The organism is Paenibacillus sp. GCM10028914, assembly GCF_042666275.1.
In the GTDB taxonomy this organism is placed as follows: Bacteria; Bacillota; Bacilli; order Paenibacillales; family Paenibacillaceae; genus Paenibacillus_AQ.
The window spans coordinates 288,533-307,692 of the sequence record NZ_JBHTFO010000008.1 but is presented as its reverse complement, the minus strand read 5'-3'; the positions used below and the strand labels follow the sequence as shown (position 1 = coordinate 307,692).

Genomic DNA, 19,160 nt, shown 5'->3' with positions numbered 1-19,160 from the left:
GCGTTATTAATGCTATCGATTTGAAATTAACTATAAAATAGTTCAATATGGAGATATCCACTATTAAAACATTTCGGATTTTAGGCTAACTACGAGAAATCATTATATAGGAGGTATCATTCATGGAAATCGGAATTAGTACATTTGTAGAAACAACGCCAGATGTTCACACTGGTGAAGTAATGAGTCACGCACAGCGGCTGCGTGAAGTGGTAGAGGAGATTGTTCTTGCTGACCAGGTAGGACTGGATGTGTTTGGTGTAGGTGAGCATCACCGAAAAGATTATGCGGCTTCCTCTCCTGCTATGGTGCTAGCAGCTGCGGCTTCACAGACGAAGAATATCCGGCTCACAAGTGCGGTGACGGTGCTATCCTCAGCTGATCCAGTACGGGTATTTCAGGATTTCGCTACTCTGGACGGAATATCGAACGGACGTGCAGAAATTATGGCAGGCCGAGGTTCTTTTATCGAATCATTTCCACTATTTGGTTATGATCTGAATGATTATGACGAACTGTTCGATGAGAAACTGGACTTGCTTCTCAAAATTCGGGCGTCCGAGAAGGTAACTTGGGAAGGTGGGCACAGACCAGCTATCAATAACTTGGGAGTATATCCGCGTCCGGTGCAGGAGCCTCTACCCGTATGGATTGGGAGCGGAGGGAATCAGGAATCTGTCATTCGTGCGGGACTATTGGGTTTGCCGCTTGTACTGGCGATCATTGGTGGAAAACCGGTGCAGTTTGCACCGCTTGTAGAGCTGTATAAAAGAGCGGCAGCCCATGCAGGTCATGATGCTTCCAAGCTGACAGTAGCTTCACATTCGCATGGCTTTATTGCAGAAACCACTGAACTTGCAGCCGACAAGTTCTTCCCGTCTACTCAGGCCAGCATGAATGTCATTGGACGTGAACGTGGATGGGGGCATTATGATCGTTCCAGCTACGATTTCGCGCGCAGCTTTGAAGGTGCGTTATATGTAGGTGATCCGGAGACCGTTGCCCGTAAAATTATACATCTTCGCAAAAATGTCGGTATCAAGCGCTTTATGCTGCATGTACCACTTGGAACCATGCCTCATGACGATGTCATGAATGCCATTAAGCTGCTCGGTACCGAAGTAGCACCGCTAGTGCGTAAAGAAATATCCGCATGGGAAGCGGCAGGCGAGCCGAAGTCCTAAACGCATCAACATGGATAAGAATACGAAAGCAAGTCTGATATAAGTTCCAGCATGATTAAAGGCCATCCTTTCTATGGATGGCCTTTATATGCTTGCAGCTGCTTCACTACGCTTCGATATTCTGATGTATATTTCGAGCTAAAGTATTCGATAGACGCCTTACACCCTCCGCTATCCTTTCTTCCGATAAATTTCCGTACCCTAATATCACTTGTTGGCGGTATTTATGCTTATCCATGGCATGCACATGAACAGGATAAACCTTCACTTCGCTCGTCTCAATCTGATCGATTAAGGCTGGTGTGAAATTGACCCCGCTAAATTCAGCGACAAGATGAAGTCCGGTAGAGTTGCCGATGATCTTAACTTGATCAGCGAAATGGTCATTAAGAGAGTGGATCAGGCAGTCACGCCGCTTTTTATATACTTTTTTCATTTTTAGAATATGACGGTCCAAATGCCCTTCATCTATGAAACGGGCGAGGATAAGCTGATCAAGAGAAGGGGTATGCAGATCTGTGAGCCATTTCAGGTCTCTGCCCGCCTCTATCAAGTTCCTGGGAAGAATGATGTAGCCCATTCGTAACGCAGGGGACAAGATTTTGCTGAACGTCCCGATGTAGATGACCTGCTCCGGGCTTAGTCCTTGTAGTGAGCTTACTGGAGCACCTTCATAGCGAAACTCGCTATCATAATCGTCCTCAATGATATAGCAGCCAGTCTTGGCCGCATACTGAATTAACTGGGCGCGCCGCTGAATCGGAAGCACACCTCCAAGGGGGAACTGATGGGAGGGGGTTATATAAATAAAGCTTGGGTTTAAGCCCTCTCTAATCAGATCTGGTCTTATCCCTGATTCATCAACGGGAACCGGACAGATTGTAGTTCCTGGCTGTGTAAATATACTATGAATCTCATGGGTAATGGGGTCCTCAATGATAATGTCAGAACCGATCTTAGCAAGCAGCTTGGAGATCATGGATAAAGCCTGAGTGGCTCCTGTTGTAACGATTATCTGGTCTGGGTCACAAAGGACGCCTCTTGTCTTATATAAATAACGGGTCAGGACCATTCGAAGCTCTGAGCGTCCTTCCGGATTACCATATCCGAATGCTCCATCAGGGCTCTCCATACAGATACGCTTAGCAAGATCGCCCCATAGTTTTCGGGGAAACAAGTTTAATGCAGGAATACCATGACGGAAATCGATCAGATCATTCGTCTTTAGCTTAGGTTCCGATGGGAAATGGTGAGGTATGAAAGGTTCCTTGGGGGTGAGCTCCATATACGTTCCATCAGCAACATAGGTCCCCGATCCGTGACGCCCCTCGATATACCCTTCTGCTAGCAATTGTTCATAAGCCTCCACAATCACATTTCGGGAAACATGAAGGCTGGAAGCCAGTTCACGGGTGCTTGGCAGCTTTTCTCCGCTTCGTAATTCGCCTTGGAGGATCTGACTCCGGAAGCGGTTGTAAATTTGACGGGATATGGGAGTGCCTGCAGTTCGATCAATAGGAATCCAAGTCATAAAATCCCCCTTCTTAAAAGTGGTCCTGTAAAAATATGCCGATAGTGATCCTGTTATTAACCACTTTAACACGGTAAATTGGGTGTTGGAAGCGGGGGAATAGAACGAATCGATAGGGGGAAGGGGTCATATGACTGAGAATGAACTAGGTGTTTTAGCTGCCAATGCGTTAAAGAAGGTTGCCCGCAATGAGCAAATAAGACATTTCATTAAAGAATCGGATATATTTTATCCATTATTGTTCCGGGCAGCGCAACGATTTATCGTAGGTGAAGTGAGAAATGATGCTGTATCAAAAGGACAAGAGCTCGTTCAGAAAGGCTATGGAGTATCCATGGAATATATCGGGGAGAACATCAGTGATGAGCAGCAGTCGCATGAAGTGAAGCATGAGATTATGCAGGTTATTCTTGAATCGGGTGATATCGGCGCTTCATCCACGGTATCCTTGGACGTATCACATCTCGGATTAATGATTGACGAAGATCTTGCGTATGAGAATCTGAGCGAGCTGGCATGCGAAGCGAATCGTCTGGGGAAGACGATTATGATCGGTGCGGAGGAGTCAACGAAGATAGACCGGATTATCCGCCTATATAAACGAATCAATGAAGTGTATTCAAATGTAGGGATAACGTTGCAGGCGTACTTACATCGTACAGAACAAGATTTAGAGGGAATTCTAAGTTGCCGTGGTCGGATTCGCCTTGTCAAAGGGGCCTATCAGGAGCCTGGAGAGCTGGCACTTCCACGCTCAGAGCAGTTGGATACGAAATATATCGTGCTTGCGGAAAGACTGGTTGCTACAGGACGGCCTATCTCCATAGCTACGCATGATGCAGTAATTGTAGAGCAGTTAGAGCAGCGAGGTGTTTGGGATCGACCTAACGCAGAGCTCGAAATGTTGTACGGAATTCGCCCTGAGCTCTTGAAGAATATGAAAACGAAGGGATACCCTACAAGGGTGTACTTAACGTACGGTGAGAAATGGCATCTTTATTTCTTTCACCGTCTTTCCGAATATCCGCCGAATGTGTACAGGGCGATTGCGGACATGGTAGAACTCCAGGTGGAGGAAAATAAATATTGAGTGCGAAGAAATATCGGTCCAATGACCGATATTTTTTTGTGTAGAAAGAGAATATACAAGTTCTTTTGCCCATATGTTGTCACATGACAACACTTATGACAATACTCACTATGTGGCTCTACAACATTCAACTATAGTAATATCAGCTTATTATTAAAGGAGTGAAACATGAGTGCCCTTAATCCAGAAAAAGTGGAAAATCATTCTCGACAAGACATCTGTGATCAGTTTGCTTCCAGCAGGAGGCGTCTCTAAATCAGGCCCAGCTTCTGATCTGAATGTAATAGAGGTTAGTACTGCGACAGACCACAACCTTGTTCTGCTGAGTGATGGCACGGTGATGGCTATGGGCAGCAATCAACATGGGCAACTTGGAAATGCAACTCGGACTATGGGAAAGGCTGCTTGTAAAGTCGTAACTAATGAAGAGGGGGAGATCCTTTCAAATATTAAAACAATTTCAGCGGGAGGGTTTCATAATATCGCACTGGATCAAGCAGGTCAGGTTTGGACTTGGGGACGCAATCGAGAAGGACAATTAGGAATTGGTTTAACGAGCGGAGTAGAGTGTGTTCATACAGCAACACGTGTTGTGTTTCCGCAAGAGGTGAACATCGTGGCGATATCCGCAGGAGCAACATTTAGCTTGGCGCTTGATGAGGCGGGCTATGTGTGGGCTTGGGGGGATAATGAGGAAGGTCAATTGGGTATTGGATTTGATAGGATTGGGCAGCTGCAATCCCAGCCAATTCAGGTAACAACAGAAGATGGATGTTTGAATCATATCCAGTCGATTTCGGCAGGTCAATATCATAGTCTTGCTCTCGACAAAGATGGGCAGATCTGGGGTTGGGGAGCGAATTGGAACGGAGCACTTGGATTCGATAAGAATATGAATTTTTCTAGATTAGAGGAAGAAATCATGCTTTCGTGGGGGCAAGAAATCATCTTTAATTCTGAGAGCGTGGTGTATACGAGTCATTTATATACATGGATGGATTATATGGCTGAATACTATCCCCATGAAATGATATGGGATTGTGCAAAGAGAGTGAGTAATAGTCAGCATGTATTTACGGAAATTGTGGCTGGTAATATGCAGAGTCAAGCTATGAAGCGGGATGGTTCAATATGGGTCTGGGGTTACGTCGAAGATCCAACGAGTGATGAAGGAAGATATTTTAACGGTGAAAGACTGGGGTCTTTGAATGACTATTTAGTAGATGCGAACATCACTGGCAGTGAGCTCCAATCGACAATCCCAAGTCATGGATCGAGATGGATCTGGACAATATGCGAAGACAACATCCCTCTTCCAGCGCAAAAGATGATAGATATGCAAGGTTTCACGGCGATATCAGACCTACAATTGTTTATGATTTGTCGCAGTAGTTACGTTACGGAATGGATACTAGAGGATACTTACATAAACTATGACGCACTAATTATATAGCTTTATCCTAATGATAATAATTGGACTGTCCATAGGGGCAGTCTATTTTATTTATCTTTGAATCGAATTGAAAGATAGACTTGATATTTATATATCTTCCCCTCAGAATGAAAAGAAAGTTGCTAATAAAAGGGGTTATATGAAATGAGCGATGTAATCTTACGGAATAATGTAAAAGTGATCGGTAAAGGTGAACAAACGATTGTTTTTGGGCATGGATTTGGGTGTGACCAGAATATGTGGCAATATATCGTGCCTTCATTTCAAGAGCATTATCGGATCATTCTCTTTGATTATGTAGGTTCAGGCCATTCAGATAAAGCTTCATATACGACAGAGAGATATAGTACTTTGCAAGGTTATGTGCAGGATGTACTGGATGTAATAGAGGCTCTTGAGCTGAATAATATTATTTTCATCGGCCACTCTGTAAGTTCAATGATCGGTATGCTTGCATCCATCGAGCGACCGGAGTATTTTGAGAAACTGATCATGATCGGTCCTTCTCCGCGTTATTTAAATGAGGGCGATCATTATTTTGGAGGTTTCGAGCAAAGCGATATTACCGAGCTGCTGGACATGATGGAGATGAATTTTGCAGGATGGGCCAGCTTCTTGGCGCCAATTGCTATGAATAATCCTGAGCTTCCGATGCTAACCAAAGAGCTGGAGCACAGTTTCATTTCTACAGATCCCGTTATCGCAAGAGAATTTGCGGAAGTTACATTTTTATCGGATAACCGGAGTGAACTATCTAACTCTACCGTGCCTACACTGATCATGCAGTGCTCTGATGACAGCATTGTACCGCTTCAAGTGGGAGAGTACTTACATCGGAATTTACAAAATAGTATGTTACGATTGATGGAGGCCAAAGGTCATTACCCCCATATTAGTCATCCGGAAGAAACCGTTGCTATCATTAGCGAATATCTTCAGTAATTATGAATACGGATTAGATTATGTATGCATCGAAAGGATACCCTAACAAAATGGACGAGCGTCTGAAATTTGCACCTTGTGGATATGTTTCCATTACACAGAAAGGAATCGTAACGGATGTAAATCAAACATTTCTGGATATGATGGGATATACACAGGAGGATTTGGTGCAAAAGCATTTTGAATCAATGATGTCTACGGCAAACAAACTTATTTTTCATTCGTACTTTTACCCATATATTAATCTGGATGGACATGTGGATGAATTATTTATAAGTTTGAAAGATCAACAGGGACAGTCGATTCCATTTATCCTAAATGGGAGACGGTTCGAGATTGAAGGCGTAGAGATGATTGATTGTATCTTGGTACAGATGAGTAAACGTATTGATTATGAACAGGAGCTACGGTCAGCGAAGAAGCAAATAGAAACGGCATATTGGGAGAAGGACGAAGCCCTGGCGAAGCTAAAGCAGATTCATATGGAAATTGAGCAGAAACAGGCTCAGTTGATGGAGTACAATGCGATCTTAGTTGAGTTGTCTGTAACCGATAAGCTTACAGGTCTTAAGAATAGAAGATATTTTCAGGAAAAGTTAGAAGAGCAGATTTTACGATATGCTGAGACAGGCCAGCCTGTTTCAGTACTGATTATAGATATTGACCATTTTAAAAAAGTGAATGACACCTGGGGGCATCAGGCCGGTGATGATGTTCTAAAGGAGCTAGCGGAAATTTTACAACTTCAATCTCATCCAGACGACGTGGTCGCCAGACTTGGTGGGGAGGAGTTTGTGCTGATCTTGCCCGGCACTGATGTAGAAGAGTCCAAGACGAAAGCGGAAGAGCTCCGGCTTGCCGTCACTCGTTCCGATTGGACAATCACACAGATCACAGTGAGTATTGGAATTTCTACGATATCCTCAGACGATTCCGATGCAACTCTTTTGAAAAAGGCAGACCAAGCGCTATATGCTTCTAAAGAAAATGGAAGAAACCGAGTTACGCATATGGTGGACTTGAACTAATCGCGATTGCGATCTTTAGCTTCTTGGTGAATAGGAAAGACGCCCCTTATAGAGGAGCGTCTTTTTATCTATTCCTAATAACATGAGAAAGAATTGATATTATTTAAATCGAATCCAGAGTAAACCCATCGTCTCCCAGTCCATCTGAAACCAGATACGGAAGTGCGCCCGACAAAAGTAGGGAAGAACCAAAAGGGTGCTCCGAATTTTGGCCATATATAGGTCATGCGGAACAGACAACCTGAAATCGCGCCCGGGTCAACAGCAAAGGTTGAAGCCATAGGTTGTGGTGGAGGGGTTTGTGGGGGTGGAGATGTTGGACCTTGCTGTTGTCCCTGTGGTCCGAAAGGTGGCATAAATGCCATGAATGATCACTCCTTGAAGTAGGATATACACGACAATTTAAACAGGCTCAGAAATTCGTGTTGCACTTTAAGTGACTGAGGAATACCTAATAAAATCAGATATATAACAGGGTGATGACGAGGAGTTCATACAGAACAAGGGGTAGGATAACATTGTTGTAGTAATTAGGTCCGAATGCGCGATGACCGCCTTCGATTGGCTGTTTTAAATACAATATGCCCCGATCGCACTGGACTATGATTCCTTCAAAAACATCTCCGTCGATCGTTTCTACGCGAATATGTTGATTCATATGCTTGCTGCATAAATGGTGGATGTGGTCGCGGGTAGACTTTAGGGATTGAGTATGGCTAGGTGCCATTTGATGTAAAATATGTTCCTTGTGGCCATGGCCTTGATACTGAATGCTCATTAATTAATCCTCCATCTCTGGGTGGGTATCCATGCTTGCAATATATGCGAATGAAAGGGTGGGGGTGCCTAGAAAGTTTAACTCAGGTAAGGCGTAATTAAGGTTGTTCCGGGGACGGATACGGTCAGCCTTGTAGATGCGAAGTTATTTCCATTCCAAGATAGATGGTTCTCAACGTAACCGAGTGTATCTGCATTCGTTGTACCAATGATCCGCTGGAAGGCAAGCAAGTCATAACTCATGCTTTTGATATCGGTCACGATCGGGTAAAGAGCTGCCAAGGCAAGAACCTCACCCTTTACGGGCTGCTTAAGCTTCCCTTGGTCGTTATAGTACTGGGATAAGTATTCGTAGCCCTTGGTACTAATATCGATGATAAACAGGATGTTCAATTGAGGACTGCTGATGCTGACTTTATATCCGTCTTCGTAATTGACTTGAAATTGATGCTGAATATTGTATCGCTGGACATCAAATAGCATGCGCAGATCATTATGCAGGAATGAATAGATATAGAAGGTGCCATATCCACCGCTGCCTCCAGACTCCATACTGATCAATATATCGAGGACCCGATCCTTGTTAAAATCCCCAAGAAACAGCCCTGCATTGTATCCTGCATTTTGCGGAGGGTGAACAATCGTTAATTTGTGTGTGGCTCCATCCTGAATGCCGAGCGTAATATGATCAGCAAAGAGGCTTGTTGGATCCTCTTTGTTGCCAAATAAATACACGGTATCGAGGATACCATCTCCGTTAACGTCACCACGCTTCATATCTAACAAGATGGGGGGTGTTGTGGGCCGATACAATTGATAGTCGCAATAAGTATTCGGATATAAAAATTCCATAAACATGTCTCCTTGCTGAACGGTTCTAATGATCTAGCCTATGCGAATGTCCAGATGAGGGTGCCGCTCTACAGTTTGTACTATCTGGAAGATCCTTCTGGAATACGCGCGAAAGACAATAAGAAAGCGCCCTGTACTGGGCGCTTTTGTGCTGTCCGGATAGAACGAGTGAAACTCATGTTCACCGAATATATTGCCTGTATTCTTTAGGCGTAATTCCTTCATACCTCTTAAACAACATCGAGAAATAACTTTGACTGCAGATGCCAACATGCTGTGCAATCTTGCCGATCGACATTGCCGTTGTGTTTAGAAGCTGCTTGGAAATGATCAATCGGTACTTGATGATGTATTCGGTGACTGTGTGGCAGGTATAGCGTTTAAATAAACGAGAGAAATAATAGGGACTTAGGTGTACGAAATGGGCCACATCTTCCACTTTAATATCCGTAGGGTAATGCGCTTCAATAAACTCTAGTGCGAGTTGTATTTCCATGGGATAGGCCATATCTAGGGAAATGGCATCAGCGCTGTTATTGTCCATGAATGAAATAATTAATTGGGTCAACACCTGAGTAATAAGGGAGGATGCTATGAATTCGAGTCCGATGGGGCGATATTGGAACAGATCATAGAGCTGCTTAAAAAGGAGCTCTGTTTGTTCAGCGTTGCTAACTTGAAAGATAGGGCATTCTGCAGCATGTAACAACTCGAAATAATATGCGCTCTGAATTCCGCCAAATCGAATCCATAGCAACTCCCAAGGATCGTTCGGGTCGGCATAATATTGATGTGTCTGACTTAAATCCAAGAAGAATAGTTCACCAGCGTTCACTTTATAGGTTCTATCCTGTGTGGTCACGTACCCGGAGCCTTTAACCACATATTTGATTTGATAGTGGGATAAGGAGCGGTTGATACGATAATCGGGTTTGCATACATACCAGCCAACATCTTGAACGAAAAACATAAATCGGATGGCGATATCGCTAGGAGAATGGGAAAGCGTACTATACGGGAATTCAAATGATGACGCTTTCATATTAAATCACCTCATTTGATTAATAGGGAACAAGGGGGAAAAACCGGCCTGCCAACCTGAGCACGATTACGATAAAAACAAAGCATGTTTACTAAATATTAGAATCGTATCGTACTTTATAATCTTGTTACATGATCTTTTATGAAGTAAAACATGCAGTTTTTTAGAAAATCAGCAAATAAGGGAGGGTAATGAATGGGGAAAACGATGAGAGCACGATTATTATCGTGGGCATTAGCAGTCAGCATGATAACGGTCGGTACAATACCGATGGTAACCATGCCTACACATGTATTAGCGGCTACACAAGGAACAACGTATTACGTAGATTCCTCGAATGGTAATGATGCGAATTCCGGAGAGGGTACTTCGGCTGCCTGGAAGACACTAGGGAAAGTTAACAGTACAACATTTCAGCCCGGAGATCAGATTCTATTCAAATCTGGTGAGCGCTGGAGCGGTCAACTCTGGCCTAAAGGATCAGGAGCAGAAGGAAGCCCCATTGTAATAGGTAAGTATGGATCAGGCAATAAGCCGATCATTAACGGTGCCGGTCAGACGGAAGGTACGGTTACGCTCCAGAACCAGGAGTACTGGGAGATTACCAATCTTGAGATCATGAATGACGACGATCTGACAGTCAATTACACAGGCCCGGATCGGAGAATCGGCGTACTGTATTCGATTGATGGCCGTATCAGTGATCGCGTATATCAACATATTTATATTAAGGACTGTTATATCCATGATGTTGACGGCAATGAGCATGGAGTCAGCAGTGATCCACACAAGAGCAGCGGGGGGATCGTTGGTGAAGTGATTGTCGGCACCAAAGGGAGTGTGACGAAAGCCCGGTTTAATGATGTACGTATTACATACAACACGATTGATCATGTAGACCGAACAGGGATCAAGCCGGTTCGTTACAAGCTGCTCTATGTACCGGTACAGACTGGAGGGCAGTATGACAATGAGATGCGTCCATTACTTCGGGACAATAACTTATGGAGCACGAATGTATATATTGGCCACAACAAACTTACCGATATTGGCGGAGACGGTATATTAATTCGCGATACGAAGGGGGCTCTCATCGAGCATAATGTATTAAAAGACTTCGCGATGCGTTCGAACAAGCCTAACGCAGGCATGTGGCCATGGAATGCGGTGGATACAACGTTCCAATTCAATGAAGTATCCGGTGGAGCCAGAAACCAAGATGGAACCGCATTCAATCTTGACAGCCTATCTGCCAACACAACATTCCAATTTAACTATAGCCATGACAATCCAGAAGGGTTCATGCTCGTTATGGCGGGGAATGAGCACGACGTGGTTAGATATAATATTAGCCAGAATGACGGAAGGCTGTTCAAATACTTCCTGTACGATGAACTATCACCCTCATACATCATGAATAATATATTCTATTATGACAGCAGCCAATCTGAGATTACGAATGTGGTATGGAAGAATGGTATGGGTGTGTACAACAATGTGTTCTACAATACGAATAAGAATGCTCCAACCAACTGGGGTGTGTCGGATTGGTCCAAGGTAGATTTCAGCCATAATGTAATCTACGAGGCAGGAGGCGTTCATGCAGCGAACGAGCCTGCTGATCCGAACAAAATCACTTCAGATCCGTTGTTTATAAACCCAGGCAGCGGCCAGGTTGGATTCAATTCACTTGATGGATATAAACTTCAGGCGAATTCACCTTTAATCAATGCCGGAAAGTTGTTGATTGACGGGGGCGTGAAGGACTTCTGGGGTAATGCATTACACTATAACAGTCCAGATATCGGAGCGTATGAGCATCCGGTTGGAACGTTCAATCCGGTACCTATGGTACCTGAGACAGATCCGCTGGCTATCCCTCAATCGCTGATGAGTGCGACAGCTACAAGCTCTCAGCCTGGTGAGGGAGCAGACCGAGTGCTGGATGGCAGAAAAGCAACATTATGGAGTACCAAGTGGGACTTATCTGATCGTTTGCCGCAATCCATTACGATCAATCTGAATGATGCTTATAAGATTAATAAGTTCGTCTACACGCCGAGACAGGATATGAGCGGGGATGGACGATTCAACGGAATCATTACGAAGTATAATCTGTATGTCAGCAGTGACGGCAATCAATTCACCAAGGTGTCCGAAGGAAGCTGGGCAAGAGATAAGACCGACAAGGTGATTTCTTTCGATCCAATTACGGCAACACATGTGAAGCTGGAAGCGCTTGAAGGATCAGGGGGATGGGCGACTGCATCGGAGATTAATGTCTATCGACATGAGAATGCCAGTACAACCGAATTCACATCTACCTTAAGCAGTGTTCCATCCGTCGACTCAGATCAAACACTAAGTGTTACCTATGGATTGGACAATGTGGATAATTCGGTATATGCACAGGATGTTATTGTAGAATATGATGACTCGGTGTTTGAATTCATATCTGCAGATTCTATTCATGAAGATGATATTGCGATTGTAGACGTAATAGATACAACGCCAGGACGTATTCGCTTCCTTATTGCAAGCAAAGGGGCGGATCACGCTATCCGTGGTGATTCTGAAGTGCTTGAGATGAAATTTATAGTAAAAAAAGTGGAGCGAGAGGTATCGAGCACCATAGAGATGAAAAAAGCCGTCATGGGGGATCATGAAGGAACAGAGTTTGAAGCAGCCCTCGCCTCTATAGCAGTTCAAGTTAAACCAGGAAAACCAGTAGAACCAGGAATTCCAGGAGACCTTAATAAAGATGGAAAGATATCTATAGGAGATTTGGCGATTATCGCCGCGAATTACGGAAAAACAACAGACAGCCCGGATTGGGAAAGCATTAAAGCAGCTGATGTTACAGGTGATGGGAAGATTGATCTGGACGATCTCGTGACGATTGCAAGACAATTATAAGGAATGATCCATATTTAAAACGCCAAAAGTGCACCCCTTAGAATTGCGGGGTGCACTTTATCATTTATTTTAGAGCGATTCTGTTGCGGGGAGGTGACCATCTCCTTTGTGCGGCGCTAACTTTGAGGAGGGGGATATAGAGGGTTTGAACTTATGCAGCATGATATTTACGGGGCGGCTTTGATGGATAACATCCCGCCAGTGGAACTCTCCACGTCTCAACGAATGGACGAGCAGCTCGGCGCTGGCCAAATTGGTTGCTACCGGAATACCGTATACATCGCATAAGCGGAGCAGGGCTGTAATGTCGGTTTCGTGCGGTTGAGAAACAAGTGGATCCCGGAAGAAGATTAATAAGTCCAATTCATTTTGTGCCACCATTGCACCGATTTGTTGATCGCCGCCAAGCGGGCCGGATCGAAATTTCATGATGTTTAAATTCGTATTTTCTGTAATAAGTCGACCTGTTGTGCCAGTGGAGAAGAGCGTGTGTTCCTCGAACATCGCCTGATAAGCAATGACAAAATTAATCATTTCCTCTTTCTTTCGGTCATGCGCTACAAAAGCAACATTCATAAACCAATCACCTCTCCTTAATAAGGTTAACAAGACCTGTTATTAATCATGATCCTCATGTAACAATTTCTGACGCATATCTGGGTTGTCAACTAAAGCAGAGATTATTGGATTAGAGTAGCGCCACATAAGCGTTTATCCATTTATTTACTTGCAATCATATAATATGGTTCATATAACAATCAATATCTATGTAATGTATTATTACATAAATCATGATTCATTTATTTAATCAGTTGGATTAAAGATCTATTTCAGGTGTATATGTCATTTAATATGACGTTTCAGGAATATCAGTGGTGTCTAACCTCGAATTATGATAGTATTTACGTCTATATATAGATGAGGAAGTGAGTTTTAGTGATTAACATAACCATTCCGACACCGGATGTGACCATTATCAAACAAGATGCTCCAGAGCTGAGCAATATTTACGGATTTACGGACTTTCACCTGATCACCAGAGAAAAGGGTGGAATTTTTATGTTTTACAACAAGAATGATGAGCTGTTGTTCGTTGGTAAAGCTAGAAAGCTGAGACCAAGAATAAAGAAACATTTCGAGGACACAGTCTCCGTAATGAAAGACCATCGAAACGAAGTTACGAAGATTGAAGTATGTGTCGTTGAAGATCCCGTTCACAGAGAAATTTATGAAACATACATTATTAATGAACACAAGGCTAAATACAACGTGGATAAAGTGTTTTATAAATAAGCAATTCGCAAAAAAAAGCAATAGATACAGTCTGTTAGGACTGCGTCTATTGCTTTTGTTATGTTTACAAAACCGATCAAGCCGCACTTTGTTGTTTACGTTCATAGATATAACAAGCGGTAGCGAGTACTAAGCCGATCCCAACAAGCAGGGCACCAACCCAAGGCAGGGCGTTCAGTGATAAATAGTCAATGACCCATCCACCGATAAAAGCACCAATTGCATTACCTAGATTACCCGCAGAGTGGTTAGCAGTAGAGGCAAGTGCCGGAGCCTCCTTGGCTAGGCTCATTATCCGTACTTGGAACCCTGGCATGACGGCGAAGGCTGCCGTACCCCATAGGAATATAGTCAATATAGAAGTGATTGGGTTATACACGGTAAAGGTGAAGACGGTAAGGATCACACATATTGAAAAATACAGCCCCAGTATAGAAGGCATCAGCTTCCAGTCTGCAAGTTTACCACCCACAATATTACCAAGTGTAACGCCACAGCCGAACAGAACCAGAATCCAAGTGACGCTATGTTCAGCCACACCTGTAATTTTTACAAGCAGGGGATTGATATATGTAAATACAGTGAACAAGCCGGCATTGCCGAGAGCGCCGATCAGTAAGTATATGAGCAGCTTAGGCTGAGTAAGTGCAGTAATTTGCTTAGCGAGACTAACGGGCTTTTCTTGTTTCAAATGGGGAATGAAAATAATAATGCCGATCAGTGCCACAATACCCATGATGGCTATCGCAGCAAACGAAGCTCGCCAGCCCATATTTTGCCCAATAAATGTACCCAAAGGGACACCGATGATATTCGCAATCGTTAAGCCTGCCATCATTATGGACACGGCTCCGGCACGTTTATTCGGGGGTACAAGATTGGAAGCAATTACGGCGCCAACTCCGAAGAATGTCCCGTGCGTTAACGCTGTGATCATGCGGGCTATCATGAGAATGGCGTAGTTAGGAGCAAATACAGAAATACCGTTGCCTAGAATAAATAGAATCATGAGCAGATAAAGCAATTTCTTTTGCGGGATTCGCTGGGTAAGGATGGTCAATATAGGGGCGCCAACCGCCACTCCAAGGGCGTACATGGTAATGAGTTGGCCAGCGGTGGATAAGCTGACATTCAAATCAGTAGCTACATTGGGCAGGATACCCATAATAACAAACTCGGTCATGCCTATAGCAAAAGCGCCTGCCGTAAGCGATAGAATGGAGACAGGGAATGGTTCTTTACGTACCTGTTTACTGTTCATTGGGTGAGCAAGATTCATGGAGCAGATGTCAACCTTTCTTCTGTCTGATATGAAGCATCATTTGATGATGATGATGGACTCGGCAGATAAGCCCTGCTTCATATTATTGAGTTTCATGAAAGTATTTTCAAGGTAAAAATAATATTTCAGAAAATACTGAAAGGTTTGAAAAAAAGAATTTATGAGTTTCCACCGAGCATATATTTCCACAGAAGCCAACAAATAAGGACAGAAAGCCAGGATATAAAGCCAAATACCATCACAATCTTATTCTCGCTCCAGCCATACTTAAGACTAAAATGATAATGGATCGGAGCCATTCGGAACAACCGCAGCTTCGTGCGTTTGTAATACCAAACTTGCAGAATAACGGAGAACTGCTCAGCCAGATAGACGAAGAACAGAATCGGGATTAAGATCTCAACCTTTTCTATGATCGCTAACATAGAGAGGGAACCTCCGATGGCAAGGGACCCGGTATCGCCCATAAACGCTCGCGCGGGATAAATATTATACAAGAACAAACCAAGCAGGCAACCAATCATGACGAGTGAGAATGTCTGGACTTCGGGTTTGTCTGAAATCAGGAAGAAGAAGAAATACGTCGGAATCGCCACGTTGATTAATAGCCCGTCCAGTCCATCTGTAAAATTAATCGCATTAGCAGAACCGACTACGAACAGCAGTATGACCGGCAGGTATATATAAATAGGGAGATGCAGTTGGAATCCTTGAAACAGTGTAATATCTGTTGTCAGGCCGAATGAACGGAATAACACGAAGAATAGCACACCGGTAAATGCAAATTGAAGAATGAGTTTCATGCGGCCGGAAATACCGGATGGATCCTGAAAGGCAGCTTTCTTGAAATCATCCATGAATCCGATCGTGCTGAATAAAATAAACGTAACGCATAAAAACATCATTAGAGGTGCAGGGTGAGACTGAAGTGATGTTCCTACGCCTGTTAGCAGAATAAGACCTGCCATAAGCGGTGTTCCTCGCTTCGCCTGATGATCCGGTGGCAGCTCTGTGCGAATGGGCTGCGTGAGTTTTAATATATGTAACCCTTTGATGAGCAAAGGTGTTAATAACGCGACGAGCAAGAAGGATAAACCAGAAACACCTAAAATGCCAAACATTTCATGAACACCGCTTTCCGAATGGATTGTCTTATTTTAATATGTAATTCGGTTTGGCGGACAAATATTCCTGTTCATGGAAATGAGATAATCACAATTTAAGAGAGTGGTTAGTACCGCAGCATTATTCTTACAACAAAAAAAGGCGTCCCAACTCCATTAGAGATTGAGTTGGACGCCTTTTACTTTCCTATTGCGCTACGTAGGATCAACCAAACCGCTGGGTCTTATACCATTTCTTCTCGCGGCCAATAAGTTTATCTAGAATCATCGACACAAACGATTTTGCAGAAATAACCAAGAAAAGCTGAGCGTAGGTGAAATAAGATATACAGGATAGAATAAAGTTTTGCGTATTACTCTGTCCGATATCTGTTGCCAAGGCGAGATTAATCTGCAAAACGTAAATGAAGTACATAAGAGCCCAGGCAATAACCAAGAATACATAGATATCCCCTTGGAACTGAAAGGGCGATACGACAGCTGGATTGAACAGAGAAACGGCCTGATAACCAATGTTAACTACAAAAAGGATGTCGGAGATAATAATGGCAATCAAAAACCAGAAATAGCTCGTTGCATAATAAAGAACTTGAAGCTTGATCCGCCAACTAGACAGATTGAATAAATGATGGATATTATCCAGGACAACCTGGAAGTTCCCCTTGGCCCAGCGTTCCCGCTGTTTCATATATACGCTAAGCTGCTCAGGCTCCTGTTGGTAGGCTTCAGCTCGAGGGGCTAGTGCAATAAGCTGGCCTCTTCTCATAATTTCGAATGAAATGGCAGTGTCTTCGGTGATTGCATCCTCATCCCAGCCACCAATTTCCTCCATGAGTGCTCTTTTGATTATAAAGTTCGTTCCAGGAATTGTCCCTAACTTAAAAAGCTGCCATAGACCTGTGTGATGTACACGCTGAATCGTGACCAACTCAAGATTGATACATTTGGATAGGAAGTTCTGTCCTCGATTTCGGGCTTTATTACGACCGAATACAGCGCCGTACTTTTCTGGGTCCTCCATAGCCTTTTGTGTCAGGAACAATAGTGCGTTCTTCTCAGGAGCGGCATCGGCATCATAAATACAAATCCAATCTCCTGTCGCATGCTTCATCGCATCATTCAGTGCTCCTGATTTACCCCCAGTTCCTGTCCGTTCAAGAATAAATAGGTCCCTATCTTTATAACTTTCAGATGCCTGTAAAGCTTTCAGTTTGGCTGCTGTATTATCTGTACAATTATCGGCAACGACAATAACCTGCATCTTATGCTCTGGGTAATTCATCTGTAAAATATGCTCTACCGTAGCCGTAATAACAAGTTCTTCATTATGGGCCGGCACCATGACAGTGACAGTGGGGAACTCTTCAAGATTAACAGGTACCGTAGCTTTCTCACGATTTTGTTTACGGATGAATACGATAGCCCCTCCCATAATGAGAATGGATTCGAAGACGGCAATCCATATGCTGATGATGGAAAGAATCAATATAAAATCAGCCATCTAATTTCCCCCGATCATATCGCTTGTTTACTTTAGACCGGAAGCTTAACGTATAGATCGTGAGGATCAGAATAGAAATGGCAAAAATAACGCTGACTGCAACACATAAAGGAATAAACCAGCTACTGTGCATCATGGATGTTAGACCTCCTTTTTTTGTGATTGCTCTTATGATTAGTTAAATATATTCACCAATAAGATCAGTCTCTGTGTTCCGTTCAAGTGCACCGATAACGGTATCGGCGTCTCCGTATTTACTAAATTGATCCTTCTGAAAGACGAGTGCACCGGCGCGAATAACCAGTTTTAACGGTTTTCCGTGTTTATCGGTAAAGGGAATATTCATCATCGCAAGCTTGATCCGCTCGGTCAGATTTTTAAGATTCTCTTGTTTTGTCAGTGGACACAGAATAACAAACCGTCCCTTATCAATAGAAAACTTATAATCTTCAAAACGAATTTGCCCTTGAATCGTAGACGACAATTGGAGTAGAAGCTGAGCGTATCGTTGGGAACCGAGTGACTCCTGTACGAGAGGGAGAAACTCGATTTTAAACATAGCTAAGCAAAAGTTGTATTGATCAGGATAACGGTTAGCCAGGTTGGACTGCTTCACGAGTGTATCTGCAAAGGCTTCTTTGCTGCCAAGTGACGTATAGAGGTCGATATCGGGTTTAGTCGTCTTAAGTTCCTCCAATCGTTCGATGAACCGCCTGTTTCTGATGAGTGCGGAACGGATAAAGGCTGCGATAACAATATTGGCGGGAATAAGCAACATCCAAGATATCGTGAGGACGTTGATAGGTGCATACGTAGATAACCATGCAAAATAGCTGACCAGGAATATAAATGTCCCCACAGTGGACACGCCTACCGGGAGAAAAAAACCGATGAGTAGGGCTCCGAGTGTGCCGATACTAAACAGAATCTCCGAGCTCGTTAGAATATGTCTCTGATATATACCCCAATAAATGAGTAGCTCTTGCACCATGACAAGAACAATCATCAGGAAATAGCCTAGTTCAATGCGGCGCATAGGGGTGTTTTTATTCATTCGCATCCTTCCTTTCTGGGGTCCGCTTGCGCGTGTAATTTATCATCATTCATTCATATTTTTGCGAAATTACGAAATAATCTACGCATAT

General features: G+C 43.5%; 16 protein-coding genes and 1 pseudogene. 7 read left to right on the top strand and 10 right to left on the bottom strand.

Features of this window, described 5'->3' with window-relative positions; genetic code table 11:
- Positions 1–122: 122 nt before the first annotated feature.
- Entirely contained in the window at positions 123–1,184 is a 1,062-nt protein-coding gene (locus ACFQV5_RS07845) for an LLM class flavin-dependent oxidoreductase (protein ID WP_379245356.1), read from the top strand.
- Positions 1,185–1,290: 106 nt separating this feature from the next.
- On the opposite strand, the gene pdxR is transcribed toward ACFQV5_RS07845, so the two are convergent.
- A complete protein-coding gene (gene pdxR / locus ACFQV5_RS07840) occupies positions 1,291–2,715 on the bottom strand; it encodes a MocR-like pyridoxine biosynthesis transcription factor PdxR (protein ID WP_379245353.1) in 1,425 nt (474 codons plus the stop codon).
- 130 nt (positions 2,716–2,845) lie between these two features.
- Between pdxR and ACFQV5_RS07835 the strand changes: the two genes are divergently transcribed.
- From ACFQV5_RS07835 to ACFQV5_RS07820, 4 genes are all read left to right on the top strand, one after another.
- The gene (locus tag ACFQV5_RS07835) at positions 2,846–3,805 is read left to right on the top strand and encodes a proline dehydrogenase family protein (RefSeq protein WP_379245351.1); all 960 of its coding nucleotides are present in this window, start codon (positions 2,846–2,848) and stop codon (positions 3,803–3,805) included.
- Between the two features lie 172 nt (positions 3,806–3,977).
- Positions 3,978–5,258, top strand: coding sequence for an RCC1 domain-containing protein (locus tag ACFQV5_RS07830; RefSeq protein WP_379245349.1), 1,281 nt, complete (start codon positions 3,978–3,980; stop codon positions 5,256–5,258).
- A 144-nt stretch (positions 5,259–5,402) separates the two neighbouring features.
- Entirely contained in the window at positions 5,403–6,200 is a 798-nt protein-coding gene (locus ACFQV5_RS07825) for an alpha/beta fold hydrolase (protein ID WP_379245347.1), read from the top strand.
- Between the two features lie 50 nt (positions 6,201–6,250).
- Positions 6,251–7,228 (top strand): sensor domain-containing diguanylate cyclase, encoded by a 978-nt coding sequence (locus ACFQV5_RS07820; protein ID WP_379245345.1) that lies wholly within the window; start codon positions 6,251–6,253, stop codon positions 7,226–7,228.
- Between the two features lie 460 nt (positions 7,229–7,688).
- On the opposite strand, the gene ACFQV5_RS07815 is transcribed toward ACFQV5_RS07820, so the two are convergent.
- The 3 genes from ACFQV5_RS07815 to ACFQV5_RS07805 form a co-directional block, all read right to left on the bottom strand.
- The gene (locus tag ACFQV5_RS07815; protein WP_379245343.1) at positions 7,689–8,006 is read right to left on the bottom strand and encodes a hypothetical protein; all 318 of its coding nucleotides are present in this window, start codon (positions 8,004–8,006) and stop codon (positions 7,689–7,691) included.
- A 77-nt stretch (positions 8,007–8,083) separates the two neighbouring features.
- Positions 8,084–8,857, bottom strand: a complete 774-nt coding sequence (locus ACFQV5_RS07810) for an FG-GAP-like repeat-containing protein (RefSeq protein WP_379245341.1) — start codon at positions 8,855–8,857, stop codon at positions 8,084–8,086.
- A 181-nt stretch (positions 8,858–9,038) separates the two neighbouring features.
- Entirely contained in the window at positions 9,039–9,899 is an 861-nt protein-coding gene (locus ACFQV5_RS07805; protein WP_379245339.1) for an AraC family transcriptional regulator, read from the bottom strand.
- Positions 9,900–10,094: 195 nt separating this feature from the next.
- On the opposite strand from ACFQV5_RS07805, the gene ACFQV5_RS07800 reads away from it, so the two are divergent.
- Positions 10,095–12,815, top strand: coding sequence for a discoidin domain-containing protein (locus tag ACFQV5_RS07800; protein ID WP_379245337.1), 2,721 nt, complete (start codon positions 10,095–10,097; stop codon positions 12,813–12,815).
- A 171-nt stretch (positions 12,816–12,986) separates the two neighbouring features.
- On the opposite strand, the pseudogene ACFQV5_RS07795 reads toward ACFQV5_RS07800, so the two are convergent.
- Positions 12,987–13,391, bottom strand: a pseudogene (locus ACFQV5_RS07795) (methylglyoxal synthase); the annotation flags it as partial.
- A gap of 360 nt (positions 13,392–13,751) precedes the next feature.
- Here ACFQV5_RS07795 and ACFQV5_RS07790 point away from each other — a divergent pair.
- A complete protein-coding gene (locus ACFQV5_RS07790; RefSeq protein ID WP_379245335.1) occupies positions 13,752–14,108 on the top strand; it encodes a nucleotide excision repair endonuclease in 357 nt (118 codons plus the stop codon).
- Between the two features lie 76 nt (positions 14,109–14,184).
- On the opposite strand, the gene ACFQV5_RS07785 is transcribed toward ACFQV5_RS07790, so the two are convergent.
- The 5 genes from ACFQV5_RS07785 to ACFQV5_RS07765 all read right to left on the bottom strand — a co-directional run bounded on the left by ACFQV5_RS07785 (position 14,185) and on the right by ACFQV5_RS07765 (position 19,069).
- Positions 14,185–15,387 (bottom strand): MFS transporter, encoded by a 1,203-nt coding sequence (locus ACFQV5_RS07785; RefSeq protein WP_379245333.1) that lies wholly within the window; start codon positions 15,385–15,387, stop codon positions 14,185–14,187.
- A gap of 161 nt (positions 15,388–15,548) precedes the next feature.
- A complete protein-coding gene (mraY, locus tag ACFQV5_RS07780) occupies positions 15,549–16,511 on the bottom strand; it encodes a phospho-N-acetylmuramoyl-pentapeptide-transferase (RefSeq protein ID WP_379245331.1) in 963 nt (320 codons plus the stop codon).
- A 208-nt stretch (positions 16,512–16,719) separates the two neighbouring features.
- Positions 16,720–18,015: a glycosyltransferase family 2 protein gene (locus ACFQV5_RS07775; protein WP_379245329.1), complete on the bottom strand. Its 1,296-nt coding sequence runs from the start codon at positions 18,013–18,015 to the stop codon at positions 16,720–16,722.
- The gene (locus tag ACFQV5_RS07770; RefSeq protein ID WP_379245327.1) at positions 18,008–18,151 is read right to left on the bottom strand and encodes a hypothetical protein; all 144 of its coding nucleotides are present in this window, start codon (positions 18,149–18,151) and stop codon (positions 18,008–18,010) included. Before ACFQV5_RS07770 ends, ACFQV5_RS07775 begins: the two co-directional genes overlap by 8 nt.
- A gap of 42 nt (positions 18,152–18,193) precedes the next feature.
- Positions 18,194–19,069: a GGDEF domain-containing protein gene (locus tag ACFQV5_RS07765; protein ID WP_379245325.1), complete on the bottom strand. Its 876-nt coding sequence runs from the start codon at positions 19,067–19,069 to the stop codon at positions 18,194–18,196.
- Positions 19,070–19,160: the final 91 nt, after the last annotated feature.